At 56.9% G+C, this 25,044-nt stretch carries 21 protein-coding genes; 11 read left to right on the top strand and 10 right to left on the bottom strand.

The window, feature by feature from the left end; genetic code table 11:
• Positions 1 to 1,200, bottom strand: a complete 1,200-nt coding sequence (locus tag RBB77_RS15705) for a DUF1624 domain-containing protein (RefSeq protein ID WP_353062683.1) — start codon at positions 1,198 to 1,200, stop codon at positions 1 to 3.
• Between the two features lie 102 nt (positions 1,201 to 1,302).
• Between RBB77_RS15705 and RBB77_RS15700 the strand changes: the two genes are divergently transcribed.
• Positions 1,303 to 2,214, top strand: a complete 912-nt coding sequence (locus RBB77_RS15700; RefSeq protein ID WP_353062682.1) for an Fpg/Nei family DNA glycosylase — start codon at positions 1,303 to 1,305, stop codon at positions 2,212 to 2,214.
• Positions 2,215 to 2,249: 35 nt separating this feature from the next.
• Here RBB77_RS15700 and RBB77_RS15695 read toward each other — a convergent pair whose 3' ends face one another.
• From RBB77_RS15695 to RBB77_RS15685, 3 genes are all read right to left on the bottom strand, one after another.
• Positions 2,250 to 4,850, bottom strand: a complete 2,601-nt coding sequence (locus RBB77_RS15695) for a transglycosylase domain-containing protein (RefSeq protein WP_353062681.1) — start codon at positions 4,848 to 4,850, stop codon at positions 2,250 to 2,252.
• A 20-nt stretch (positions 4,851 to 4,870) separates the two neighbouring features.
• Positions 4,871 to 6,670 (bottom strand): proline--tRNA ligase, encoded by a 1,800-nt coding sequence (locus RBB77_RS15690; RefSeq protein WP_353062680.1) that lies wholly within the window; start codon positions 6,668 to 6,670, stop codon positions 4,871 to 4,873.
• Between the two features lie 203 nt (positions 6,671 to 6,873).
• On the bottom strand, positions 6,874 to 7,875 hold the full coding sequence (locus tag RBB77_RS15685; RefSeq protein WP_353062679.1) for a KpsF/GutQ family sugar-phosphate isomerase: 1,002 nt from the start codon (positions 7,873 to 7,875) through the stop codon (positions 6,874 to 6,876).
• A 168-nt stretch (positions 7,876 to 8,043) separates the two neighbouring features.
• Here RBB77_RS15685 and RBB77_RS15680 point away from each other — a divergent pair, with 168 nt between their 5' ends.
• From RBB77_RS15680 to alaC, 3 genes are all read left to right on the top strand, one after another.
• A complete protein-coding gene (locus RBB77_RS15680) occupies positions 8,044 to 8,721 on the top strand; it encodes a TlpA family protein disulfide reductase (protein WP_353062678.1) in 678 nt (225 codons plus the stop codon).
• A gap of 26 nt (positions 8,722 to 8,747) precedes the next feature.
• Positions 8,748 to 9,212 carry a protein-disulfide reductase DsbD N-terminal domain-containing protein gene (locus RBB77_RS15675; RefSeq protein WP_353062677.1) on the top strand — a complete coding sequence of 155 codons (465 nt, stop codon included), beginning with the start codon at positions 8,748 to 8,750 and terminating at the stop codon, positions 9,210 to 9,212.
• A gap of 108 nt (positions 9,213 to 9,320) precedes the next feature.
• Positions 9,321 to 10,538, top strand: a complete 1,218-nt coding sequence (gene alaC, locus RBB77_RS15670; RefSeq protein ID WP_353062676.1) for an alanine transaminase — start codon at positions 9,321 to 9,323, stop codon at positions 10,536 to 10,538.
• Between the two features lie 167 nt (positions 10,539 to 10,705).
• On the opposite strand, the gene RBB77_RS15665 is transcribed toward alaC, so the two are convergent.
• Positions 10,706 to 11,101: a nuclear transport factor 2 family protein gene (locus tag RBB77_RS15665; protein WP_353062675.1), complete on the bottom strand. Its 396-nt coding sequence runs from the start codon at positions 11,099 to 11,101 to the stop codon at positions 10,706 to 10,708.
• Between the two features lie 165 nt (positions 11,102 to 11,266).
• On the opposite strand from RBB77_RS15665, the gene RBB77_RS15660 reads away from it, so the two are divergent.
• From RBB77_RS15660 to RBB77_RS15650, 3 genes are all read left to right on the top strand, one after another.
• Complete coding sequence (locus tag RBB77_RS15660; RefSeq protein ID WP_353062674.1) at positions 11,267 to 11,719, top strand: DUF1569 domain-containing protein; 453 nt, start codon at positions 11,267 to 11,269, stop codon at positions 11,717 to 11,719.
• 77 nt (positions 11,720 to 11,796) lie between these two features.
• On the top strand, positions 11,797 to 12,180 hold the full coding sequence (locus tag RBB77_RS15655; protein ID WP_353062673.1) for a GntR family transcriptional regulator: 384 nt from the start codon (positions 11,797 to 11,799) through the stop codon (positions 12,178 to 12,180).
• Positions 12,181 to 12,303: 123 nt separating this feature from the next.
• Positions 12,304 to 13,008 carry a DUF5808 domain-containing protein gene (locus RBB77_RS15650; protein ID WP_353062672.1) on the top strand — a complete coding sequence of 235 codons (705 nt, stop codon included), beginning with the start codon at positions 12,304 to 12,306 and terminating at the stop codon, positions 13,006 to 13,008.
• Positions 13,009 to 13,132: 124 nt separating this feature from the next.
• On the opposite strand, the gene RBB77_RS15645 is transcribed toward RBB77_RS15650, so the two are convergent.
• Both RBB77_RS15645 and gltX read right to left on the bottom strand, forming a co-directional pair.
• Positions 13,133 to 14,533, bottom strand: a complete 1,401-nt coding sequence (locus tag RBB77_RS15645) for a DUF418 domain-containing protein (RefSeq protein ID WP_353062671.1) — start codon at positions 14,531 to 14,533, stop codon at positions 13,133 to 13,135.
• A 193-nt stretch (positions 14,534 to 14,726) separates the two neighbouring features.
• Positions 14,727 to 16,247 (bottom strand): glutamate--tRNA ligase, encoded by a 1,521-nt coding sequence (gltX, locus tag RBB77_RS15640; protein WP_353062670.1) that lies wholly within the window; start codon positions 16,245 to 16,247, stop codon positions 14,727 to 14,729.
• Positions 16,248 to 16,424: 177 nt separating this feature from the next.
• Between gltX and RBB77_RS15635 the strand changes: the two genes are divergently transcribed.
• A complete protein-coding gene (locus RBB77_RS15635) occupies positions 16,425 to 17,570 on the top strand; it encodes a serine hydrolase domain-containing protein (RefSeq protein ID WP_353062669.1) in 1,146 nt (381 codons plus the stop codon).
• 9 nt (positions 17,571 to 17,579) lie between these two features.
• Here RBB77_RS15635 and RBB77_RS15630 read toward each other — a convergent pair whose 3' ends face one another.
• Complete coding sequence (locus RBB77_RS15630; RefSeq protein WP_353062668.1) at positions 17,580 to 18,371, bottom strand: 3-keto-disaccharide hydrolase; 792 nt, start codon at positions 18,369 to 18,371, stop codon at positions 17,580 to 17,582.
• Between the two features lie 359 nt (positions 18,372 to 18,730).
• On the opposite strand from RBB77_RS15630, the gene RBB77_RS15625 reads away from it, so the two are divergent.
• From RBB77_RS15625 to RBB77_RS15615, 3 genes are all read left to right on the top strand, one after another.
• Positions 18,731 to 19,315, top strand: coding sequence for a PEP-CTERM sorting domain-containing protein (locus RBB77_RS15625; protein WP_353062667.1), 585 nt, complete (start codon positions 18,731 to 18,733; stop codon positions 19,313 to 19,315).
• Between the two features lie 306 nt (positions 19,316 to 19,621).
• Positions 19,622 to 21,178: a multicopper oxidase family protein gene (locus tag RBB77_RS15620; RefSeq protein WP_353062666.1), complete on the top strand. Its 1,557-nt coding sequence runs from the start codon at positions 19,622 to 19,624 to the stop codon at positions 21,176 to 21,178.
• Positions 21,179 to 21,244: 66 nt separating this feature from the next.
• The gene (locus tag RBB77_RS15615; protein WP_434557067.1) at positions 21,245 to 21,478 is read left to right on the top strand and encodes an alpha/beta fold hydrolase; all 234 of its coding nucleotides are present in this window, start codon (positions 21,245 to 21,247) and stop codon (positions 21,476 to 21,478) included.
• A 310-nt stretch (positions 21,479 to 21,788) separates the two neighbouring features.
• On the opposite strand, the gene RBB77_RS15610 is transcribed toward RBB77_RS15615, so the two are convergent.
• Complete coding sequence (locus RBB77_RS15610) at positions 21,789 to 24,245, bottom strand: ADOP family duplicated permease (protein ID WP_353062665.1); 2,457 nt, start codon at positions 24,243 to 24,245, stop codon at positions 21,789 to 21,791.
• A gap of 127 nt (positions 24,246 to 24,372) precedes the next feature.
• The gene (locus tag RBB77_RS15605; RefSeq protein ID WP_353062664.1) at positions 24,373 to 24,774 is read right to left on the bottom strand and encodes a YciI family protein; all 402 of its coding nucleotides are present in this window, start codon (positions 24,772 to 24,774) and stop codon (positions 24,373 to 24,375) included.
• Positions 24,775 to 25,044 lie beyond the last annotated feature (270 nt).

The following is a 25,044-nucleotide window of genomic DNA, read 5'->3' as shown; positions in this document are numbered from 1 at the left end:
TTACAGGTAGCTGAGCCACCAATCGGTTCGTGTGGCTTTGATGTTGGCGAACCATCGGCAGAGTGGGTAGAGAGAGACTACGACGAAGATCCACACGGCGTAGACGACCCAAAGGGGATATCCGAAGTCTGCGGGGAAGAGTTTTTCGGGGCCACCCATCGCCGGGGGTGAGCTAAAGAGGATTGGGTAGGATTGAGCGCCGTAACGTATCCAGGTGGCAAGAAATGACAGGAGATGGATGAGATAGAAGTGCGCGATGAAGTAGAAGAGAGGGACGCGTCCGAAGACGATGATGGGATTGTTAGTGCTGAATCGGTGGCGTCCGAAAAGCGCGAGGACGATGAGTGCAGGACCTAGCGTCATGAGCAGGTACAGCAGTGAGGGTGGATACTTTGTGCAATTAAGAAAAAATAGCAGCGTGAAGATGATGGAGCGCTGAGGAGACCATTTTTCGGGGTCGCCGTAGAGATTGATTGCGCGGAGAACGATGAAAGCTATCGTGAGCGCGCAGCCGGTAGCAAGGATGATCTTTTGGCGGCGGGCGGGCTCCAGTAGAAAGACGCGACCGAAGCAAAAGCCTGCGGACATGACGGCGATCCAGGGTACGAGTGGGTAGCCGACGACTATGACTAAGCCATGGACGATAAAGGCACCGGGTTGATGGATCACGTTCCAGACTCCTGCATAACTGCCGAAGGATGCGGCGTTGATTGGGTCGAGGAGGTTATGCAGGGCGATAACGGCGATGCTGAAGGCTGCGAGAAGAGGATAGGGAAGTTGGACTAACAGCGCCAACGCTACCATGCAGCCGCCTAACTCCCACATGACGAGAAGAAGGACGGGAAAGCGGGAGGCGAAGTTGAAGTTGTAGGCGAGACGCATGACGGTAAGTTCGAGAAAGATCAGCCAGATTCCTCTCGTTAGCAGAAATCTCGATAGCTGAGTTTTAGTGCGCCCGCGTTGGAGCCACAGAAAAGCTCCGAGGCCAGCTGTAAAGGTGAAGACGGGAGCGCAGAAGTGGGTGATCCAACGGGTGAAGAAGAGGAAGGGATAGGTGCGGGTGAGATCGGTGGGCGAGAAGTACGTCGCGGAGATGTGAAAGAAGTCGCGGGTGTGATCTAGCGCCATGATGATCATGATGGCGCCGCGCAGGGCGTCGATGGATTGGAGACGCGAACTGGGTTTGAGGGTTGTTGTCACTTTGGTGGCTCATTATCGCTTAGAGGAATTGTAGGAGTGAAGAACATTCTGCGGCCGGTTTGATGCATCTGAGAGAAGAAGCTGGTTCGACGGGGAAAACAAATGCCTGAAGGGGACACAATCTATCGAGCGGCGCGGGCGCTGCAGAAGGCGATTGGGGGCAGGGTGGTGACGGGCTTCGATACTGGGTTGGCGAAGCTGGCGCGGGTGAATGAGGATGCTCCATTGGCAGGCAGGACGGTGGAGAAGGTGGAGTCGCGGGGGAAGTGGTGTCTGATTTTTTTCTCGGGTGATTTGATTTTGGTGACGCATATGTTGATGAGTGGGAGCTGGCATCTTTATCGCATGGGGGAGAAGTGGTGGATGGGGCGGGATCGGATGCGGGTGGTGATTCGGACGGCGGAGTGGGAGGCGGTCGGGTTCAATATTCCGGTGGCGGAGTTTCATACCGCGCGGTCGCTTGAGCGGTCGAGCCAGGTGCCGAAGCTGGGGCCGGACGTGTTGAGCGATGAGTTTACGGTGGAGGCGGGTGTGGCTCGGCTGGGCGCGTATGGGAGAGAGAATCCGGATGCGGAGATTGCAGTGGTGTTGCTGAATCAGCGGGTGCTGGCGGGGTTGGGGAATGTTTATAAGAGCGAGGTGGCGTTTGCGGCGGGAGTGAATCCGTTTCGTGCGATGAGGACGATCTCGCAGCGCGAGATGGAGGTGATGGTGGAGGTTTCGCAGAGGTACATGAAGGCGAACGTAGTGGATGGTGCGGGCGATGGGATTGTGACTTACTCGGGGAATCGACGGACGACGCACTCTTCGAATCGAGAGGAACGGCTTTGGGTTTATGGACGACAGGGGCAGGAGTGCCGGCGATGTGGGACCACGGTGATGATGAGGAAGCAGGGGGTGCAGGCGCGGTCGACTTATTGGTGTCCGGAGTGCCAGCCGTGGGTGGGGATGGGGGAGACGGCTGCTCCAGTGGGACGGGCCAGGGTGGTGCGGCGGGGGAAGATTGGGTGTTAGTGCTGGTTACGTACGCGAATTGGGATTCGATCGATCTACTGAGGGGGCGGTGAGGTCTGTTGTTGCGGTTGTTGTTTGTCTTTGTCTTTGCCGCCGCCGAAGATCTTCTGGAAGAAGTTTTTCTTTTTGGACGCCGCGGGTGGTTGGGTGGTGTCGGGGGCGTTGCCGTTTGGGGGCGTGTTGGGATTGACGCGAACGATGGGCGCGGGGGTGTTGGGTGGTGACGTGGTATCGGGAGGCGCGGATTTACCGCCTATGCCGAGAATCTTCTGGATGAGGTTCTGCGGGCTTTCGCTCATCTGGCTGCATGTGTTGGTGGGTGCAGTGCCGTCGAGGAAGGCGGCGTAGAGGATGTTGCTGGGGCAGCTGGAGTCGGCGAGGAGGCTGCTGGTCTTGTCGATGCGTGCGGTGGTTATGCCTTCGGGTGCGGAGAAGGGTTTGACGTCGGAGTACTGGGGAAGCAGGATGGCGCGCTTCATGAACTCGGTCCAGATGGGCTCTGCAGCGTGGGCGCCTTCCATTTTTATGTCGGTGTAGTCGTCGTTGCCGACCCAGACGATGCAGATGAGGTTTGAGGTGTATCCGGCGAACCAGGCGTCGTGGCTGGTGCCAGTTTTACCCGCCGCTGGTGCGGTGAAGCCGTGTCCGCGTACGCCTGCAGCGGTGCCATAGTTCATGACGCCTTCGAGCAGGGACTGGGTGAGATAGGCCGCGCGGGGATCCATGACCTGTTTGGCTTCGGGTGAGAAGTCGGAGACCACGTCGCCATTGGCGTTGCGTACGGATGCGAGCATCCACGGGTTGAGATGGACGCCGCTGTTGGCGAAGACGGTGTAGGCCCCGGCCATCTCAATTGGAGTGGCGTTGTAGGTGCCGATTGCGACCGATGGGGTTCCGCGTGCATTGACGATGCCGGAGGAGCGGGCCAGGGCGGCTACATTATCGAAGCCGACCATCTGGCCGAGCTGAACGGTAGCGGCGTTGAGGGAGTGCGCAAGGGCATAGGCTGCGGTGACGTCGCCACGATAACCACTGATGAGGTTCTTGGGTGTGTATTCCTGACGGCCGTTGTCGTAGGTGAAGGTGGTCTCTTCATCGTTGAGCTGGGTGAGCGCGGTGAAGACACCGCCGTTGTCCCCGAGAGAGAGTCCATTGAGGGAGCTGTTGTAGGCAGCGGCGTAGACGAAGGGTTTGAAGATGGAGCCGGTGGGTCGCTCGGAGACCGCGTGGTTGAGTTGCGAGACGCCGTAGTTGCGGCCGCCTACGAGCGCGAGGATCTGGCCGGTGTGGGGGTTGATCGCTACGAGCGAAACCTGAGGATAGGTGATGGGTCCGGGTTGTTCGCCTTTGGGTGTCTTTTGTTGCTTGCGCACTAACTCGTCGACGTTCTTCATTCCGATTTCGACGGCTTCGGAGGCGGCGCGTTGAAGTTCGGGGTCGAGCGAGGTGTAGATGCGGAGACTCTGGTGAGCGAGGTCCTGGTCGCCGATGCGCTTGACGAGTTGGTCGTGGACGAGGTCGACGAAGTAGGGAGCCTCGCTCGCGTCGATGTTGGGAGGAGCGAGGCGGAGGGGTTCAGCTTTGGCGCGCTCGGCTTCGCTGGCGGTGATGGCTCCGGTCTCGACCATCGAGTCGAGGACTACGTTGCGGCGTGACATCGCGCGTTCGGGATGGCGGTAGGGGTTGAGGCGTGTGGGGGACTGGATGGTGCCGGCGAGGAGGGCGCACTCGGCGAGGTCGAGTTGTTGGAGCGGTTTGCCGAAGAAGGTCTGAGCGGCTTCGCCGAAGCCGTTGATGGCGTAGCTGCCGCGCTGGCCGAGGTTGATCTCATTCGCGTACATCTCGAAGATTTGTTTCTTCGTGAAGCGGTTTTCGAGCTGGAAGGTGATGAGGATCTCGATCATCTTGCGCTTGATGCGTTTTTCAGGCGAGAGGAAGAGATTCTTTGCTAGCTGTTGCGTGAGGGTGGAGCCGCCGCAGGTGCGATGGTGAGTGACGAGGTCGGAGAAGGCGCACTTGGCGATGCGGAGATAGTTGATGCCGCCGTGGTTGAAGAAGTCGCGGTCTTCGATGGCGGTGACGGCCTGGACCATGCGTGGGGGGATCTCGTTGTAAGACACGAGGCGGCGCTTGGTGCGGTTGTTGTCTTCGGAGAGGGCCGTGATGAGCTGGGGCTCGAGCTCGTAGGCGCTGAGGGTTACCCCGTTTTCGGCGGTAATGCTCTGGACGACGTTGCCGGTAGTGTTGATGGTAGCGCCGTCGGTGTTGTGGTAGCTCTCGGGGCCCGGCTTGATGAAGATGTTGTCGGCGTTGAGCTGGTAGGTGCCGAGCTGGGAGTTTGCGTTGTATCCTGCCTGGCGGAGGTCTGCAGCGATTGCGGCGGCGGAGAGCTTCTGTCCGGCACGAACCTCGCGCGGGGCGGCGTAGATCTGCGACACGCTGGCGAAGAAGGGACCGGAGCGGATGCGGTCGTCGACCACATGTTGGTAGTGGTAATAAAAGTAGGCGAAGACGGAGCAGCCTACGATCAGGATGGCGAGCAACGCCAGGAGGGCAATGCGTAGAAGGCGCGACTCCAGTGGGGAAGACTTAGTGCCGGTGCGCGCGTTGCTGCCGTATTTGAGTTTGACTGGCAAGAGACTCTTTCGTTAGACGTTTAGAGGCCAGCTGCGGGGAGCAAGTTGTGCAGCGTAGAGGTAATCTGGCCGGATACCTTCGCGGTGACCTCGTTGATGGCGACCTCTTCGGTGATGCTTTGGAGGCGATCGAGAAATTCTACCTTGCCCTCGGCGACTCCGCGACCAATATTGATTCGATAGGGGATTCCGACGAGATCAGCGTCTTTGAACTTGACGCCGGCGCGCTCGTCGCGGTCGTCGAGGAGGACTTCTAGGCCTGCGGCTTCGAGGTCTGCAGCGATTTTTTCTCCCGCGGCAAGGAGGGCCTCGTCGCCAACGTTGGTGATGGTAACGACAACCTGAAAGGGCGCAATGGCAGGGTGCAGCACGTAGGCGGCGCCCTGGTTGGCAGCTGCGGAGAGTTCGATGGCGGCAGTGAGGATGCGCTCGATCCCGATCCCGTAACAGCCCATGATTGGGGTAATCTCTTTGCCGTCACGATTGAGGACGGAGGAGCCCATGGATTGGGTGTACTTGCGGCCCAGCTTGAAGATGTGGCCGACTTCGACGGCTTTGCCAAGACGCATGGGTTGGCCGCCGATGGGGTCGAGTTCGCCTTCGACGATGTTGCGAACGTCGGCGACAAGTGTTGGCTTGAAGTCGCGGGTGGGCGTGACGTTGCGGAGGTGGTACTCCTCCTTGTTGGCTCCGGCGATGAGGTTGGTGCGGCCTTCGAGAGCTTTGTCGAGGATGATGAGTGTGCCGGGTTTCTTCGGGTGCGGCGCGGCCTCGAGGCCGATGGGTCCGAGGTAGCCAGCGGGGGCTTTGAAGGTGGCTTCGATCTCTTCGGCGACCATGGGGCGAGGTTCTCCGCCTGCAATGGCGAGAAGCTTTGCTTCGTTGAGGGAGTGATCGCCTCGCAGGAAGATGACTACCGGGCGGAGCTTGCCTAATTTGGCGTGGTCGGCTTCAGGGAGCTCGACCATGTAGGCCATGGTTTTGATCTGATGGACTGAGGCGACGTTGAGGAAGGCGCCGACCTCGTCGATGGTGCGGTGGCCGGGGGTATGAACGAGCTCGGGGAGGCCGTCGCCGGTGGGGTCGAGGTTTTCGACGAGAGCAAGCTGAGCGGTGGCTTTTTCGATGTTGGCGGCGTAACCGGAGGGGCTGCTGGCGATGAGGTCTTCGCCTGCTTCGGTGTAGACCATGAACTCCTGGGAGGCGGAGCCGCCCATGGCGCCGGAGTCGGCGTCGACCGAGACGAACTGAAGGCCGCAGCGGGTGAAGATGCGGCGGTAGGCTACATCGTGCTTGTTGTAAGAGACGTCGAGGCCGGCGTCGTCGATGTCGAAGGAGTAGGAGTCCTTCATGATGAACTGGCGGACGCGAAGGAGGCCGGATTTGGGCCGGGGCTCGTCGCGGAATTTGGTCTGGATCTGATACCAGATCTGGGGGAGCTGCTTGTAGCTGCGGAGTTCGTTGCGGGCGATGGAGGTCATGACCTCTTCGTGGGTCATGCCGAGGCAGAGGTCAGCGCCTTTGCGGTCCTGGAGGCGAAACATGTTTCCGCCCATAACGGCCCAGCGGCCTGACTCCTCCCATAGTTCGCGGGGCTGGAGGGTGGGCAGGAGGAACTCCTGGCCGATGCGGTTCATCTCTTCGCGGACGATGGCGACGATTTTATTGATGGAGCGGTTGCCGAGGAAGAGATAGCTGTAGATGCCAGCGCCGAGCTGGCGGATATAGCCGGCGCGGAGGAGGAGCTTGTGGCTGGCGACTTCGGCGTCTGCGGGGGCTTCGCGGAGAGTGGGGATAAAGAGTTGTGACCAGCGATGCATTGTCAAAAAAAATACTTTCCCGCCCATCGCGTTGCAGCATCGTGGGCATTTGAGATGAGTCTTCATTCTAAACCGGGTGTGTACGGATTTATTTGCGGAGAGACCGAATCAAATGCTGTAGCAAGCAATGGGGTTGGGTCATACATTCCGTTGCTATGTCGTTCATGCGGCAAACTTTCTCGGTCATGGTTGATCGCCGCCGGCTAGCTGAGTTGCAGCGTCCACAGATCGTGAAGGTGGACGACGCCCTCTACGTGGCCGCCTAGGGCGACGACGATGAGCGAGGTTATCTTCTTGTCCTCCATAAGGGCGAGAGCTGAAGAGGCGAGGGCACTACCTTCGATCGTATGAGGGTGGGAGTTCATGATTTCGGCGGCGGTGTGTTCGAGGGCGTGGGAGCCATCGCGTTCGAGCAGCCGGCGGAGGTCTCCGTCTGAGATCATGCCGGCGAGATGCCCGTCTTTGAGAACGGTGGTCATGCCGAGTTTTTTTCGGGACATCTCGTAGATGACCTGTGGCATCGGCGTGGCGGGAGCCACTTGAGGAAGAGCGTCGCCTGTGTGCATCAGCTCTCGGACGCGGGCAAGGCGTCTGCCGATGCGGCCGCCTGGGTGCAAGTCGGCGAAGTCTTCAGCCTTCCAGCCGCGGAGACGGCTTACTTCGAGGGCGAGAGCGTCGCCGAGTGCGAGCATGACGGTGGTGGAGGCGGTGGGCGCGAGGTTTAGGGTGCAGGCTTCGGTGGAGACGCTGGCATCGAGGAAGATGTCGCTGGATTGAGCCAGGGTGGATGTGCTGCAGCCGCTGATGGCGATCAGTGTGGCTTCGAGGCGCTTGAGTGCTGGGATGAGGCGAAGGAGTTCTTCAGTTTCGCCACTGTAGGAGAGAGCGATAACGATGCCTTTGGGCGCGAGCATGCCGAGGTCGCCGTGGATGGCTTCGGCGGCGTGAAGGAAGTGGGCTGGCGTGCCCGTGGAGCGCAAGGTAGCCGCGATTTTGCGAGCGATGATGCCGCTCTTGCCTATGCCGGTGATGATGATGCGATTTTGAGCCGTTGCGGCTTGAAGGAGATGCTCGGTTGCCTGGGCGAATGGGGCGAGCATGGTGGTGTCGAGGCGGAGGGCGAGCTCGTTGAGAGCGGCGGCCTCGATGCGGACGAACTCCGATGGACGTGTTGAGGCGGGAGGGATGGTGGATTTGCTGGACATAGTGGCCGAACCATGTCGATGCTAGCAGAGGTCTGGGGTGGGCAGATGGGGATGTGAGATTTGGGAGTTTGTGCCGAATAAAAGCGTGCAAGTCGTGGAGAATATTGTCGTTGCATCGTTTAGAAGGGCTTTGCGTCTAAACTGGGAGGGCTGGTGTGGCGCGAATGCGTGCCGAAAGGATTTGACGTGAAGCGGAGTGGATTGGTTTTTGGAGTAATGGTTGTTGGGATTGCGCTGCTGCTGTGGGCTGGATGGCACAATCTGCGCGAGCGGCGGATCGCGATGCAGCAGGCGCAGGAGAACCATGTGGTTCTAGCGCCGGAAAAGGCAGGAGCAGCGGCAGCGCAGCCGGATTCGCAGTCACCTGAAGCAGAAGCGATGCAGATGCGTGGGAAGGTGGCGCCTGGTTTTACGCTTGCGACCCTGGACGGGAAGAAAGTTTCGCTGAGCGACTATAAGGGCCGGCCTGTTCTGGTGAACTTCTGGGCGACGTGGTGTGGGCCGTGCAAGGTGGAGATGCCTTGGTTTGAGGAGTTCCGCAAACAGTATGCGGCGCAGGGTTTTGAGATTCTCGGGCTTGCTGATGACGTGGATGCAGGCAAGGACGCGATCGCCAAAGTTGCGCAGAAGACCGGCGTGACCTACCCGATTTTGCTGACTGATGGAAAGATTCAGAAGGCGTATGGCGGACCAGATGGGATGGACTATCTGCCCATGTCGTTTTACGTCGACAAGAATGGTGTGATCGTCGAGGAGACGGCTGGACTTGGCAGCAAGGATGAGATCGAGGCGCACATCAAGAAGATTGTTGCTTCGGGAGCAACGCCGGCGGCGGGTGGGCAGTGAGGTGGTTGAGGAGTTTGTCTGCGGGATTGTTGATCGCGTTGCCGGGAGCGTTGGTGGCGCAGCAGGTCGGCACGCTGGATGCACCAGCGGTGAAGCCGAAGTCGTACGTTGTGTATGGTGCGGAGCCGCAGAACGTCACAGCGGGAAAGCGAAGCGTGTTGGAGCTGCGCTTTCGTGTGATGGATGGCTACCATGTGAACTCTCACACGCCTAAGTCGGAGCTGTTGATCCCGACTCGGATTGAGTTGCAACCGACGTCAGGAGTGAAGGTTGAGGCGTTGGAGTTTCCCTCTGGTACTTCGTATAGCTTCAGCTTCGATCCGAGTGAAAAGCTGGATGTTTATTCGGGGGCGTTTACTGTGAAGCTGCCTGTGGTGGCTGAGGCTGGGGCGCATACCGTCGATGGAACGCTGCGCTATCAGGCGTGCGATCATGCGGCGTGCTATCCGCCGAAGAGCCTGCCGATTCAGGTGATCTTTACGGCGAAATAACTGCGGAGAATACAAGTTTCTGTTGGTAGGCTCGGTACGTCGGCCTGTTTTTCTCATGGAGTGGTGGCATCATGGAGAAACAGGATAGACAGGAGCGGGCGGACGGGAATGGACGAATTTCGAAGGCTAACACGGCTGCCGGCGTATGTATTCAACATCACAAGTGAGCTGAAGGCTGCGGCGCGTAAGCGCGGTGAGGACATCATTGATTTCGGGATGGGAAATCCCGATGGTGCGACGCCGAAACACATTGTCGACAAGTTGATTGAAGCGGCGCAGCGTACTGCTACGCATCGCTATTCGTTGTCGCGTGGGGTACCTCGACTTCGTCGAGCGATTTGCAACTGGTACAAGAGGCGCTATGACGTGGATCTCGATCCTGAGATTGAGGCGATTGTTACGATCGGTTCGAAGGAAGGGATTGCGCATCTTTGTTTGGCGGTGCTGGACGATGAGGATACCGTCGCGGTGCCGAATCCGAGCTATCCGATTCATATCTTCGGACCAGTGATTGCGGGCTCGAAGGTGCAGAGTATTCCAATGCGAGGCGGGACTGCGGAGGCGCTGCTGGAGGAGTTGGAGCATGATCTGCCGAGGATGTCGCCGCGGCCGAAGCTTCTGATTCTGAACTTCCCTTCGAATCCTACGGCGCAGTGCGTGGAGCTCCCGTTTTTCGAGAGACTGGTGGCGTTGTGCAAAGAGTTGGGGATCTACATCATTCACGATCTTGCTTATGCGGATATTGTGTTTGATGGGTATCGGGCACCGAGCATACTTGAGGTTCCGGGTGCGAAGGATATTGCTGTTGAGTTCTTTACGCTCTCAAAAAGTTACAATATGCCTGGATGGCGAGTGGGCTTCATGGTGGGAAACACCAAGCTGGTCGCGGCTTTGGGGCGCATCAAAAGCTACTTTGACTATGGGACTTTTACGCCGATTCAGGTGGCGGCGATCTGCGCGCTCGACGGGCCACAGGAGTGTGTGGCGACAATTCGCGATATTTACAAGGAACGACGGGATGTTTTGGTTCCGGGACTGAATAAGCTTGGGTGGCCGGTGGATCTGCCGAAGGCTACGATGTTTGCCTGGGCAAAGATTCCGGAGCAGTACAAAGGGCTTGGATCTGTTGAGTTTTCGAAGAAGCTGTTGCTGGAGGCGAAGGTTGCGGTGAGCCCTGGCGTGGGTTTTGGTGAGCATGGGGATGGGCATGTGCGGTTTTCGCTGATTGAGAATGAGGAGCGGACGCGGCAGGCGCTGCGGGGGATTAAGCAGATGTTTAAAGGCTGGTTGAAAATTGAGTTTTGCAATAAATATTTGCCCCGGTGAGAGCCGGGGCTTTTTGCTGTTTTGCTGGTGTTTTCCGAGGGTGTTTTTGGAAGATGTGGTGTTTTGGTGCTGGTTTTTATGGTGACGAACGTGGTGGACTGTGGTCGTAACGTGGTTGGTTAGCAACGTGTTTTTGGGGGATGAATAATGCGCCACGTTTTCTAGATTTATTTTTGGGGTGGTCCGGCTGGGTCCTGCGGGGGCGGGATGGGGGTGCCTTGATGGAAGGTTATCTGCCATTGGCCATCTGAGTGCGCCCAGATGGAACTGCGGTGCGATTGGCTGATGGCCACTCCGTTGGCGTTGAATCTGGTCGCGCGGTAAGTTGCCAGGATGATGGCGGGGGATAGCTCCCGTACGGCGAAGTCGGTGAGGCGGGAGGCTGGGCGGGGTGATTCGTTCTTCAGGTCTTCGAGGATGGAGGCTTTGTCGAAGACTCGTCCTGAGGCACCGAACTCGATGAAATCGTCGGCGATGAGAGGGGCTACGAGGGCGGGGTCTCGACGGATGGCTGGATCGAGGAGACGCTCTTCGAGTTGTTTGAGATGGTCTTCAATTCTCATGCTGGATTGATTTTATGTGCAGTATGGTAGCTTTCTGGGCGTCGGAGACGACGTTATTCGCGGCGAAGGCCAGACGTTTCGAGCTGGTGTATGCTCGGTTGGCTTCGTCAAGTAGTAGCTGGATTGAGAACTCGGGAGTTTGTTGAAGTCAGGAGCGCTGTTGCGATGAAAAGTCTTTTTGAAGTAGGGACTGTCGAGGAAGTGAAAGGGCGGATGGCGCTGCTGAGAGCTGACAGTGCGCGACAGTGGGGCAAGATGAATGCGGCGCAGGCGATGGAGCACTGCGCGAGGGGTATGGAGTTAGCACTTGGTGATCGGCTCCCGCCGCGGCTGCTCATTGGACGAATTCTTGGACCCATCATCAAATCGAAGGCGTTCGTGGACGGTGAGCCGATGCGTAGGAATTCGCCTACGGTGCCGGGGCTTGCGGTGGCAGTTGAGACGGACTTTGTGCAAGGACGGGAGCGGCTTTGTGGGTTAGTCGACCGGTTTGTTGCGAGTGGGCCGGGTGGGTGTACTGATCATCCGCATAGCTTCTTTGGGCGACTCACGCCGGATGAGTGGTCGGCTTGGATGTATAAGCATCTGGATCATCATCTGCGGCAGTTTGGGGTTTAGTAGAGGCTCTGGTCATGGGTTTTAGGGCCAAATTTTGTGACTTGCCCACTGTATGTTTTTACTATACAGTTTAGGTCGTGCCCGAAGCTTCCGTTCAACTCAATCCGAATTCGGTAGTTCCGGCCTATCGGCAGATCGTTGACCAAATCAGGCTTCATATCGATCAAGGGACGCTTTCTTCCGGCGACTCTCTTCCTTCGGTGCGTAGCCTTGCTACCCAATTAGGCATTCACTTCAATACCGCCGCGGAGGCTTATCGGGAGCTTGCCGAAGAGGGATGGATTGAATTGAAGCACGGAAAACGCGCTGTGGTTCGTCCTGCCCGGTCTGCGCCTGAGTTGAAGACTGTTGAAGTGGAAGGTCTGCGTCAACGGCTTCGCAATCTCGTCGCGGAGATGCGTCTTAAGGGGATTGCCGACAAAACAATCGAATGGGATGTGATTACTACCCTTCAGAGGTGAGAGATGTATCAGGCTGGCTTGTTGATTTCGATCATTTTTTGGCTCTGCGTTTCTCTCGTGATGTTGGTTTTGTGGGTGCAGAGACGTCGGTCGTCGGCTCTCGGCAACGAGCCACATAGGGTGGTGCGTACTGCCAACCTAAAAAGCACAACGGATGAGTTGGGGAATGGATGGTGGATTGGGTTGCTCTCCACTCCTTTGCCAATGGCTGGAACCACTTTGCTGCTGGCAGCGCGATGGCAAACAATTCCAGCTCGGATTTCGATTCATTGGGGTTTGGACGGTCGGCCGAACGGATGGGCGGAGCGAGGTATTGGAAGCATCTTCGGTCTGTTGTTTGCCAGTTTCTTCATGGTGATTGTTTTTGGAGTCATTGGGGAGCTGATTGCGAGGTCGTCACCTGGACACGAAGGTCGCACGGCCGTAATTCGAACGACCAGAAGCGTCCTGCTTGCCTGCGCATGGATGGTTACGATTTTGTTTTGCGGGACTAGTCTCTTGCCTTTAACTCACGATCCATCGAGGCTGATTTCGCTTGTTGCGATAGTGCCGATAGTCTTCAGCATGGGGATGCTGGGCTTTGTTGTTTTTCGGTGGATGCAGATGCCGGAGGCAGTTGCGGCTGCGCAAGACAGCACAGATCCTCGCTTCTGGAAGGCGGGCATTGTGTATTACAACCGTGAGGATAGTGCATTGTGGGTTCCGAAACGATTTGGCTTCGGGTACTCTCTGAATTTTGGGCGACCGGTCTCGTGGATGCTTCTCGGCTTAATTCTCCTTGTGCCGTTCGCGATACATTTCTTCGTTCATGCAAGCACTGTGCGCTAGGTGCAAGCGGTACAGTGCCTCTACTTTTTTGCGCTCCCCCTGGATCATCATCTACGGCAGTTTGGGGTTTAGGCTGCGGGATTCGCAGCTTTGAGGATGGGATATCCAATGACTTGTGGTGTGATTAGGTGGCTTTTTTCAACATGGGCTGGAGCTTCCAGTAGGTGGCGGAGCGCCAAAGCCACTCCACCGGCCCAAACTCGAAGGCCCGGAGCCAGAGGGTGCTGAGGGTTAAATTTATGACCCAGACACTAAGTAGCACATAGTTGACCTGGTAGTAATCGAGTTTTCCGAAGAGCTTCCACGGTCCCCAGAGAAAGACGAACTGGCACAGGACAGAGGTCAGGAGATAGTTGGAGAGGGCGGTCTGCCCTACGGCTGCTATCGGGCGCAACAGTCGATGGAAGGTGTGGCTCTTGATGACGAGAAGGAGCGTCGCCGTGACTGCGAGTCCACCAGTCAATTCCGTTAGCGGATACGGAAGGAAGACCCACTTATAGATTGTCAAGAAGAAGAAACCGCTTTCGTATGCCTTCCAGATTCCTATGATGTAAACGGGGATCGACACAAAAAAGCCAAGCAGGGCCGTCCAGAGATAGGTGTTGAATGAAAGCTCTGCGAGAAAAAAGCCGGTTTTGTAGAGTCCCATGCCAATCAACATGGCTCCCACACTTTCAGCCATTGTGAAAAATGGACTTCGGGAAACAAAGCTCTTCTCGTAGTTGAAGCCTTGGTCGATCAGGTGATTGAGATAACTGACGTGCGCATCGGCTATCTCTTCGTCAATTTTCTGCTTTGTTACTTCGTGCTTTTTGACCAGGTCACTCCATTGCTGCGCTACCTTTTTCTGTTCCGGAGTGAGAGGATGTCCTGCATTTTGGGCGGTAACGACGTTGGCAGCTTTGCTGCTTAACCGGAGCGCCTGCGGCAAACCAATGTACTGCAGTAGTCCGTAGGTCCAGAAGACGAGGATGAGCAAAGAGCCGGCAGTGAAAAGCGTTTTGGGCTTGAGTTTTCGACAGGGGTAGAGGAAAAGAAGTGCGGCCGAGCCATACTGGAGGAGAATATCTCCATTCCAAATAAAGGTGCCGTGAAGCAGTCCGAGAGCAACCAGCCACATATTACGGCGCAGGTGGATGTCCGCCACTTTGTCGGCTGCTCCACGTCGTTCGGCGCGTTCCGTCAACAGAACGACGCCTGCTCCGAAGAGCATGGAGAACAAGAAGCGCATCTTTCCCTCAAAGAACATCCATTTGATGAATAGGACGATGAGGTTGAGGTGTGCGTGAGGGCCTGTGAATGCGGAGTTTGGAGGGATGTCGTGAAGAAACAGTGGGCTACCAAAGTCGTCGATGTTCAGGATAAGGATGCCGAGCAGAGCGAATCCGCGCAATGTGTCAATGCTGGAGATGCGTTCTGCCCGTTTGACAGGGGCCACGGCATGGGGAGGTCCAGCAAGCTCTTCTTCCGTGCCGACAGGGGAGTAGGAATCTAGTGTCGAGGCAGATGTCGCAATCGATGTCAATGTAAAGCCCTTCGTCAAGCGTGGTCTTGTGCGAGGTTTGCTCGTCGTTTCAAACCAGCATTAGGCATGGTGTGAACAGCACGACGAACACTCGTCGTCTATACAACAATCGCGCTTGTGTTTTATTCCCGGATTTAGGAAAGGGCTTTAAATCAATAATCGAAGTTGCAACTCCTGGTGGGACGTCCTGTCGCTACTTTTTCGTCTGAGCTAACTTCTTTTGGGTTTCGAGGAAGCGGCGGACGCGGTCGAGGGTGCGGGATTTGCCGAAGACTACCATGCTCTCGAGCAGTGGCGGGGACATGGTGCTGCCGGTCAGGATCGCGCGGAGAAGCATGAAGTTTTCTTTGACGGACCACTGCTTTTCTTCGCCTAGTTTTTTTAGGGCGGGCTCGAGGGCTTCGTGGGTCCAGTCGGTGGCTTCGAGGACGGTGAGTTGTTCGGCGGCGAAGGCCAGGGTTTCTTCGGGGGTGCGCTTTTTGGGGACGAAGACTTCGGCGGGGGGCATGATGTCGTCGGCGAAGAGGAAGTGGGTGAGGTTGCCGAACTCGCCGAGGGTTTCGATGCGGGTTTGGACTAGGGGGGCTACTTGTTGCAGGTACGCGTCGCTTAGGATTGTCTCGCGCAGGGTTTTGTAAAAGGACTCAGGTGTGAGGGCGCGGATGTATTCGCCATTTAGCCACTTCAATTTTGTGAGGTCGAAGACGGGGCCGCCGAGGCGGATGTTTTTGACGTCGAAGCGGGCGACCATGTCGGGGAGGGTGAAGATGTCGGTCTCGCTGGATTTGGTGGCGGCTTGTGTGGGTGTGGATTCGGTTGTTGGTGCGGGCATGCCGCCGCCCATGAGGCCGAGGAAGTTGATCATCGCTTCGGGGAGGAAGCCGGCCTGGCGGTAGTAGATGAGGGAGACGGGATTTTTGCGCTTGGAGATTTTTGACTTATCCAGATTGCGCAGGAGGGGCATGTGCCAGAAGCGCGGGATCTGCCAGCCGAAGGCTTTGTAGAGCAGGACGTGCTTGGGGGTGGAGGAGATCCACTCTTCGGCGCGGATGACGTCGGTGATGTGCATGAGGTGGTCGTCGACGACGTTGGCGAGGTGATAGGTGGGGAAGCCGTCGGACTTCATGAGGACCTGGTCGTCGACGTTGGAGTGCTCGAAGCGGATGACGCCGCGGAGCTCGTCGCGGAACTCGGTGAAGGCGGGGTCGCCGACGGGGACTTTGAGGCGGACGGTGTAGGGGCGACCTTCGGCGAGGTATGCGTCGATTTGTGATTGGGAGAGCTCGCGGTGGGCGCCGTCGTAGCGTGGCGGGAGCTTGGCGGCGACTTGGCGCTGGCGGAGGTCTTCGAGCTCTTCGGGAGTTTCGAAGGAGCGGTAGGCGGTGCCGTTGGCGAGGAGGAGCTGAACGTGCTCGCGATAGATTTCGGTGCGCTCGGACTGGCGATAGGGGCCGTAGGGGCCGCCGAGGTCGGGGCCTTCGTCCCAGGTGAGGCCGAGCCAGCGGAGGGAGTTGAAGATCTCCTGCTCGGAGGTGGCGACGAAGCGGGCGCGGTCGGTGTCCTCGATGCGAAGGACGAATTTTCCGTTGCGCTGGCGGGCGTAGAGGTAGTTGATGAGGCCGATGTAGGCGGTGCCTACGTGGGGGTCGCCTGTGGGAGAAGGCGCGATGCGGACGCGGATGGGGGCTTCGGTAGTGCTGATGCTATTCGTCATAAAGGCCAAGCGTTAATGCTAGCAGAATGATGGCGGTTTCATGCGGTGTTGCTGATGGGTGAATGTCATTGTGCGAGATGATTTAAAGTCCTGTTTCGATATTGTGGTAGAACAATCGGCGACAGCCTGCGATAGTTTGCCAGAGGTAAGTCGCCAATTCCGAAAAGGAGTTGTTCATTGACGATCTTTCGCATCACTAAGTTAGTGGCCGTAGCAAATTGCCTGCTGCTCGGGTTCGGTCTGCTGTCTCTGTCGGCTCAGACAACGCCAGCCACCAAGCAAATCACCGACGATGTAGTTCCGGGGAATGAGTGGCTGAAGACTTCGCCGGAGTCGGTCGGATACTCCAGCGCCAAACTTGAGGCTATTCGCGGTTGGGTGAAGACACAGGATACCGGATCGATGATGGTGATCGTGCGCGGCCGTGTGATCTTCTCGTACGGAGACGTCTCTCACACCAGCAAGATCGCTTCGGTTCGCAAGAGCGTTCTGGATATGCTCTACGGTGCGGATCTGTTTAATGACAAGATTCAGGATGATTTTTTGAATAAGACGGTGAAACAGCTGGGTTTGGATGACAAGGAGCCATTCCTGCCGATGGAGGAGAAGGCAACGCTCATTCAGTTGATGGCCTCTCGATCTGGAATTTATATGCCGACTGGTAACGGAGACCAGGCAAAGACGCTGCCGCCGCGTGGTTCGGAGTATCCGGGCACACATTATCTCTATAACAATTGGGACTTCGACGCTGCTGGTGCTGCGTTTGAAAAGCTGGCGAAAAAGGACATCTTCCAGGCGCTGCAAGACGATCTCGCGAAGCCGCTGGGCATGCAGGACTTTGTCCTTGGGAAACAGAAGAAGAACTTCTCGCCTGAAGGTTTGCATCCGGAGTACGCGATGTATCTCTCGACCCGCGACATGGCACGGCTCGGGTTGTTGATGCTCGATTGCGGTCAATGGAATGGAAAGACTGTTATCTCCTGCGACTGGGCACGTTACAGCACCTACCTTCATACGCCTTTCCGCGACATCAACCCGACGGGATTTCGTAACTATGGGGAGCCGGGTCGCTGGGGATATGGACTGCTGTGGTGGGTTTGGGATGAGCAGATGTTTCCAGGGGACACATACATCGGTTTCCTTCAAGGTGGATACACGGCGGATGGAACCGGGGGAACGTACATCACAGTGCTACCGGCGATTGGTATGGTGATTGTGCATCAGGTGGATATAGACAAGAATTCGAGCGCCTATGTATCACCTACGAGCTACATGGCCATACTATCGATGCTTGCGAATGCAACGTGCGGAGACGCTTGCTAGTAATGATTTCTATTTGAGTTCGCGGACCCAGATGTTGCGGAAGCTGATTGGTTCGCTCTTGTCTCCGTGGGCCTGGAGCTTGATTGGGGCCGTGTCGTACGGTTTGTAGAATGGCTGGCCGACGTAGAGTGTCTGTCCTTTTAGCTCGAAGTGATTTTGGACCAGGACTCCGTTGAAGAAGACTGTGGCATAGGCGGGAGTCTTGAGGGTGCCGTCTGAGTTGAAGGTTGGTGCGGTCCAGATCACGTTGTAGGTCTGCCATTCGCCGGGTTTGCGATTTGGGTTCGCCAGGGGGATGCCTTGCTTGTAGATGCTGCCGGCCTGACCGTTGACGTAGGTCTTGTTGTTGTAGGAGTCGAGTACCTGGAGCTCGTATCCGTCGTCGCCGGGGCCGGTGGAGGCTAGGAAGACGCCGCTGTTGCCGCGTGCTTGATCGGTGCCGGTGATGTTCTCGGGGATTCTCCACTCGATGTGGAGTTGGTAGTTCTTGAAAGCCTGCTTGGTTTCGATGTTTCCGACGCCCGGTGTCTTGCTGACAGTGAGTATGCCGTCGGCTACAGTCCATTTGGCTGGGGACTTGTCTTTCGTTGAGACCCACTGGTCGAGGTTTTTGCCGTCGAATAGGAGGATTGCGTCGGAGGGAGGAGCGGCGTCGGTGGCGCCGGGTGTGACGATTGGTGGCACTGGTTCGTAGACTTCAGTGTCCTGATGCTTTGGTGCGGCTGGCTGCTGTGCGGCGAGGGAGGTGGCGAGGGTAGTCAGGATTACGAGGGCTGAAAGATTCAAATGGGAATGGCGCATGATTTTAACGAGGGTATACCTTATCTGGCTCGATCATGATCGTGGTTCGGTGGGGATTCGCTGGGGGAGCATCGGTGGTAGGAGATTCTAAGTTGCGGTGCAGGCCGGTTTAGGGAGCATGCTCTTTCACGACAATATCTTCAGTTGTCTGCAAGGTCTTGCAACTTCGCAGAGAGTACATGCGCGCTATCTCTTTTGTTTTGAACAAACGGGTTTGGTAAATGACGTGCATAAGTAGGGGTGCTCCAAGGGTTAGCGCACGACCTAACTTCCCTTACGTGAATTCTTTTCGGCCCCCCTTCGGTTTTTCCTTGCACGTAGGCCCCGCCCTAAAAATCGCAACCTAGGAGAATCAAACTATGAAGATTTTGCACATCGCCGCTGCGACTGCGCTGGGCCTTTTTGTCCCTTGCGCGCTTCACGCAGCATCCCTTTGCCCTGCAGTCGGTCTGGCAACTGCCGGTTGCGATCTCGTCATCACCGTTACGAACAGCGGAACCACGGTAACGACTGGTCCGAGCTTTACGCTTGCCGGTGGGACCTACGATGGCGCTGATGACACGCTCATTGGAATCGTCAACAACTCGAGCAGTTCTCTAAGCTCGATCAACCTCAGCTCCTCCCTTGACATCTTCGGTTTCGATGGCGATGGCATCGACACCTTTGGTGTTACCGGCAACTCGAAAGATACAAGCGGCTATGGTGGTCCGGACACTTTCTACTCGGGGATTAATGTCTTCGATACGGCTGGGACGGTGGATTTCGTTACGCCGCTTGCGGCCGGCGGAGGGAATACCTTTTTCTCACTCGAAGAAGCGCTTGTGCCGTCTCAAGTAGTGGTGGTGCCGCCTACCTCGGCTGTGCCTGAGCCGAGCACGCTGCTTTTGTTCGGAACTGGGCTGGTGGGTGTCTGCGGGGCGATTAGACGCCGGTTCGCTTTGTAGAGCAACTTGCTTCAGTATCTTCGTGCGCCAGTAGGCTCTCATCTGGATTGGGCCTGCTGGCGCTCGAGTTTCCGGTGTTAATTTCTTCCTGAGCATGTTCTTTTGTCGTAAGAACAACGTTCGCTGAACGTCGGGCTCTTGCTGTGCCAAATCATTTTGAGGATACCGATAATGAAGCGAAAGAGCCTATTCGTTAGCGTAGCGTTACTGTGTCTGGCGTCCCTTGTTTCATTGCCTGGGGCTTATGCTGCAGTGTCTGAGACTTCAAATCGCGGAACCTGTCCTCGTTATCCTGCAGGCAGCAGTTTGGTTGAGCCCAAAGATCTGTTTAGCAGTCATGGAATTTTGCAGGTGAGCTTTACCTATGAAACCCGCGTCGATGAGTACGGAAATGTCTTGTACTGTTTCATGAGTGAAGACGGAACCCAGTCACCTACTCTCCACGTCCGCCCGGGTGACGAATTATTGGTGAAGCTGAGGAACGCGCTGCCGCCATCGACGACGCCTTCTTTTCAAAAGCATGCAATGGCGGGCATGAGCACCCTCCCTGAATTCAGCATCTCAGGGCAGTCTCATGAGGCCTCTCCAAACTGCGGTGGAATGGTCATGACGGACACTTCCACGAATCTTCATTATCACGGGACGAATACTCCGCCGACGTGCCATCAGGATGAAGTGATTAAAACGCTTATCAATGCAGGGGAGACATTTCAATACGATGTGCATTTTCCTCTTGATGAGCCTCCCGGACTCTACTGGTACCATCCGCACGTTCACGGAATCTCCGAAGCGGCGGTACAGGGAGGTGCGTCGGGCGCCATCATCGTAGAGGGCATTGAAAATATTAATCGGGAGGTAGCAGGGCTGCCGGAACGCACTCTGATTGTTCGGGACAACCTGGTCCCTGGTGCCCCTGATGCCGATGATGTCCCGGCCTGGGACCTTTCGCTCAACTATATCCCGGTGGCTTACCCAGAGTACAAACCGGTCGTGATACCAGCCAAGCCATTGCAGAAGCAGTTTTGGCGAGTGGTAAACGCGTCGGCAGACACGATCCTCGATCTACAAGTCCAGTACGACGGTGTAGCGCAAGACCTTGAGATCGTCGGGATCGATGGCGTCCCCACCGGGTCGCAGGATGGCAGGTCTGGAGTAAGAACACTATCCAGGAAGCATTTTCTTCTTGCACCAGCCGCTCGTGTCGAGTTCATTCTGAGAGCGCCACCGAAGAGTGTGAAAAATGCGACTCTGCTTACGTTGAATGTCGATACGGGGCCGTACGGAGATAACGACCCGCAACGGCCGCTCGCGGCGATCAAGGTTAGCGACGCGGCGAAAAACCCTTCGCTTGCAGTTGGGGCCGTCTCGGGACCACCACCACTGCATATGCGCTTTGAGGGGTTGTCGGAAGCGAAGCTCGTGAAGCAGCGGAAACTTTACTTTTCTGAGGTACTCTCGGATCCGACAGATCCTAACAGCCCCACTAATTTTTTCATTACCGTGGATGGAGCGACACCGACGCTCTTCGATCCCGACAACCCACCTGCGATCACTACGACCCAGGGATCAGTAGAAGACTGGACCATCGAAAACCACGCTCTTGAAAACCACGAGTTTCATATTCACCAGATTCATTTTCTTGTTCTCGAGCGTGACGGTAAGCCGGTCGAAGGGGAGTATCGCGACATGATCAACGTTCCATACTGGAATGGAAGTGGACCTTATCCCAGCGTGAAACTTAGGATGGACTTCCGTGGGCCCGACATCGGAGACTTCGTGTACCACTGTCACATCCTGGGACATGAAGATAGCGGAATGATGGCAATCATTCGTGTGCTTCCCCAGGGCAGACCAACTCACTGAATTTGGCTTGAGAGTGAACGCAGGCGGTAGGGGAAGGTATCTGGGTCAGCGTCGAACTCCGGAGATGTGAAGGCCTTCTTCATCCATCGATGCGCCGAAGACCTCAAGAAGATTGAAGTGCCCACATTTGTAATGCACGGAGAAGATGATCAGATCGTCCCATTTGCAGATGCGGGGCCGCGTTCAGCCAAGTTGCTCAAGAACGCCGAGACGAAATTCTATCCCGGCTTTCCGCATGGCATGCCGACAGCGAACGCGGAACAAATCAACACCGACCTCCTCGCCTTTATCAAGGCATGAACATCCGCTGTGGAGGGGTATTCGGCAAAGCGAAAGTCCTCCACTGGAAGTGGGGAACACCGGGGCGTTTATTGGGACTAATCCTTGAATAGGATCCATATTCTGGGTCAATGAGCGGGTTGGCTTGTTCCCAACGGTTGAGAACAAGCTTCCTCCCCGAGATACCAGCCTTTCGATGCAACCCCGGACCAAACGACCGACTGGCACTTGGCTGCAAACAACAAAATCTGTGAGATTTTCGCTGAATTCGCTCTCTATTCTGAAAATGAGTGAAGTGATTCCGCCTAACCAAGCAATCGAAATGAGCGAGCTACTCGGAACGTAGCGCTTCCACTGCGTTCACTCTTGCGGCTCGCGCCGCCGGCACAGCTGAAGCAATTACGGCCGCACCCAGAATGACTACAGCGGAACCGACAAACGCAAGTGGTCCCGGCTGATGGATATCCGTTAAGTATTTGGCGATTGCGCGTGCCAGAGCAAAGCCCACCAGCACACCCGCGCCCACTCCGATGCCGGCCATCACCACACCCTCTACCAGAACAGTGGTAAGAATGTTGCGGGGCAGGGCACCCAGGGCCATGCGGATTCCAAACTCACGCGTACGCCCGCTCACAGAGAAAGCAAGAACGCCTGCTACGCCCACCACGGAGATTAAGAGCGCCACGGCGGCGAATCCGCCAAACACAATCGCGTTGAGTCGGTCGGGCGACAGCACCTCTGCGCGAACGTCTCCGAGCGTGCTGGCCTTTTCCACCGGCTGGTCACCCGATATCCCGCGAATGGTTTGTGTGATTGCCGGGACCAGCGCGTAAGCATCCTGATGTGCGCGCACGAACAGGCGGCCGTTCCATCCTTGCTCTTGTTCGCTCGGCTCATAGATCGTCATGGCGGGTGACGGGATGATATTTTCATCGTCGAAGTCGGGTACCACGGCAATGATTCGCCTTGGTTCAGTGCTTATGCCAACAAACTTCATTACCCCGTCCGTCCACCGCAGTGTATGGTTCACCGCGTCCTGCCCTGGATAGAGCATCTTTGCCAGGCTCTGCGTAATGATGACGACGCGTTCCGAACCATCCTTGTCGCTGTCCTTGAAGTCGCGGCCCTCCTGAATCGGCACACCAAACGTGTCGAAGAATCCGGGCGATACCACCCGGAACTTTCCGCGGAAGTCCTGGCCGTCCGCGCGTTTCGCGCCCTGCGCGGCAAATTGAAAGCTGATGTTCAAATGATCGTCACGCCAGGGAGCGGCGAAACCCGAGGATACGTGCTCCACTCCCGGCAGCGCGCTAACGCGGCGTTGCACCTCGCGATAGAACTCATCTACCTGCTGGGGCGTCCGCCCATACGACATCCTCGGAAGATTCACTGCCAGAACGTTAGCCGAATCAAACGGCGGCCGCATCTGCTCCAGCACAAACAGAGTCTTCATCAGCACACACGCTCCGGCAAGCAGCAGGAATGAGGCTGCGATCTGCGTAACGGCAAAGATGCGGAGACGCCGGCTGCTCCCTCCAGCCACGCGTGCTCCCCGGCCGGTAAGGCCGCCTTGCGGCGAGTCTGCCGAGGGAAGCCTTGGAATGAATGCGAGGAAGACGGCCGCGATCAACGCCAGTCCAATCCCAAACCACACCAAACTGAAGTCGAGCGTGAGCTCCTCTGCGCGCACCGAGAACCGCGATGCATAACGGCCCAGCACGGCCACCATCGGGATCGCGAGCGCCACTGCCGCGACCGCCCCGCTCCCACATAGGATCAGGCTCTCAGCCAGCAGCGAACGACGCAGCACCGAAGCGCTTGCGCCGAGCGCTGAACGTATTGCCAGCTCGGGTTCGCGGCGCACCGTTCGCGCCAGTACCAGGTTGGCGACGTTCGAACTCGCAATTACGAATAGCAGAGCCGAAGCCGCGAACAGTATCCACAAGATTGTGTTCGCGCGCGAGTTGATCTGCGCGTGTATGCGCGTTACGTCGATCTTGAAATGGTCTCCAGGTTTGTACACTTCCGGGTGTGCGGCCACCATGGCGCCGTGTATGCTGCGCAGCTCCGCTCGCGCACTGTCGACAGTCGCGCCGGGAGCTAGACGCCCGAAGACTTCCGTCATGCGATGCTCGCGCCCCGTCACCATGGTGGCAGACAGATGATGCGGGCTGGTGACTATATTGGCGATGATCTCCGTTGCTACCGGATAGGGAACGGATGGTTCCAGAACACCAACCACGGTCGCGGGGCGCGCGCCGCAGCAGCTCTCCAGCCGGACAGACTTTCCAATCACGCTGGGATCGGAGTGCAGCGAAGTTCTCCAGAAGTGATAGGTCAGCACCACAGCTCCGGCGGCGTTCTGACCGTCATCAGCGGGAGTCAGCAGGCGTCCAAGTACCGGGTGCAGACCCATCACCTCGAAGTAGTGTCCATCCACCACGCCCGCTGGAATCTCGCGTGGCGTGCCTAGACCCACGACCGTAAAATCGATCTCTGAAAATGTACCCAGTTCCTTAATTGACTTCAACCCGCTGCCGATGTCCTGAATCTCGGGGACTGAGAACGCTGCGTTGTCTTCGCCGATGCCCTGAGCGCTCTGGCGCAGATAAAGCAAGCGATCTTCATCGCGATTCGCCAGCGGACGCAGCAGCACGGCACGCACCACGCTGAAGATTGCGGCGTTGGCTCCGATACCCAATGCCAACGTAAGGGCGACTGTAATCCACAGCGCAGGAACTCGCGCCAAAGATCGCACGGCAATTTTCAAATCGTGAAAGAACCACATCCCGGACCTCCGTTCAAGCAGTTTCCTCTGTTCGCATACAAACCAGGTTCACGCCAGCGGAAAAACATGATTGCCGCCACGCCAGCCTCGGCGATGACACTGGTCATTCTTTCCTTCGTGCCCGTCCTCATCGCGCGGTGGCCTTTCGTCGTCGCTGCCCGCTCTGCCTGATGATTTCGGTCATGTCCCCCGCTGGCCGAATCTCGAAGGTGTTGCCATAGGTCAGTGCCGGATGCTGCGCGATGAGCTGTACGGCATGATTCATATCCCGCGCCTCAAGGACGAGAATACCTCCGAGTTGTTCCTTGGTTTCCGCATAGGGACCGTCGGTAGTTGCCACTTTGCCGTTCTTCCGATGGAGGGTCAAGGCGGTCTCCGGAGACTGAAGCGCTTCTCCACCAACCCAATGTCCGTTGGCGCGAAGATGGTCGTCGTATTGAAAGCATATGTCGAACATGGCGTTTCGCTCGTCTTCCGTCATGCAATCAGATTTGTCTTTATCGTAGTACCCCAAACAGATGTATTTCATCCATTCCATTCCTCGTTGTTTCCTGTGACCCAGAGAGCTGTCGCTCGTCATTCTGTTATCAGATAGTCGTTCGGGAAATCCAAAATCGACAGCAGGCCCATTTTTTTATTGCAACGATCTATCGCCGACGCGGTGGACGCCCTCGGATGTCCCCTTGACTCCCAACCAATCCTACGCAGGAACGAACTTTTACGAGTTTGATCCGACGCAGGGATACTATGTCTGGCACTGTCATGTATCACCCATGAAGACAACGAAATGATGCGACCA

The organism is Tunturibacter psychrotolerans, assembly GCF_040359615.1.
Taxonomy (GTDB): domain Bacteria; phylum Acidobacteriota; class Terriglobia; order Terriglobales; family Acidobacteriaceae; genus Edaphobacter; species Edaphobacter psychrotolerans.
Note: the sequence above shows the minus strand (reverse complement) of the source record. Positions and strands in the feature narration are given on the sequence as shown.

What these genes read in the sequence shown, in the direction of transcription:
- RBB77_RS15700 (WP_353062682.1), top strand. Translation starts at nt 1,303, where the DNA reads ATGCCTGAAGGGGACACAATCTATCGAGCGGCGCGGGCGCTGCAGAAG.
- RBB77_RS15690 (WP_353062680.1), bottom strand. Translation starts at nt 6,670, where the DNA reads ATGCATCGCTGGTCACAACTCTTTATCCCCACTCTCCGCGAAGCCCCC.
- RBB77_RS15685 (WP_353062679.1), bottom strand. Translation starts at nt 7,875, where the DNA reads ATGTCCAGCAAATCCACCATCCCTCCCGCCTCAACACGTCCATCGGAG.
- alaC (WP_353062676.1), top strand. Translation starts at nt 9,321, where the DNA reads ATGGACGAATTTCGAAGGCTAACACGGCTGCCGGCGTATGTATTCAAC.
- RBB77_RS15665 (WP_353062675.1), bottom strand. Translation starts at nt 11,101, where the DNA reads ATGAGAATTGAAGACCATCTCAAACAACTCGAAGAGCGTCTCCTCGAT.
- RBB77_RS15660 (WP_353062674.1), top strand. Translation starts at nt 11,267, where the DNA reads ATGAAAAGTCTTTTTGAAGTAGGGACTGTCGAGGAAGTGAAAGGGCGG.
- gltX (WP_353062670.1), bottom strand. Translation starts at nt 16,247, where the DNA reads ATGACGAATAGCATCAGCACTACCGAAGCCCCCATCCGCGTCCGCATC.
- RBB77_RS15630 (WP_353062668.1), bottom strand. Translation starts at nt 18,371, where the DNA reads ATGCGCCATTCCCATTTGAATCTTTCAGCCCTCGTAATCCTGACTACC.
- RBB77_RS15625 (WP_353062667.1), top strand. Translation starts at nt 18,731, where the DNA reads ATGAAGATTTTGCACATCGCCGCTGCGACTGCGCTGGGCCTTTTTGTC.
- RBB77_RS15610 (WP_353062665.1), bottom strand. Translation starts at nt 24,245, where the DNA reads ATGTGGTTCTTTCACGATTTGAAAATTGCCGTGCGATCTTTGGCGCGA.
- RBB77_RS15605 (WP_353062664.1), bottom strand. Translation starts at nt 24,774, where the DNA reads ATGAAATACATCTGTTTGGGGTACTACGATAAAGACAAATCTGATTGC.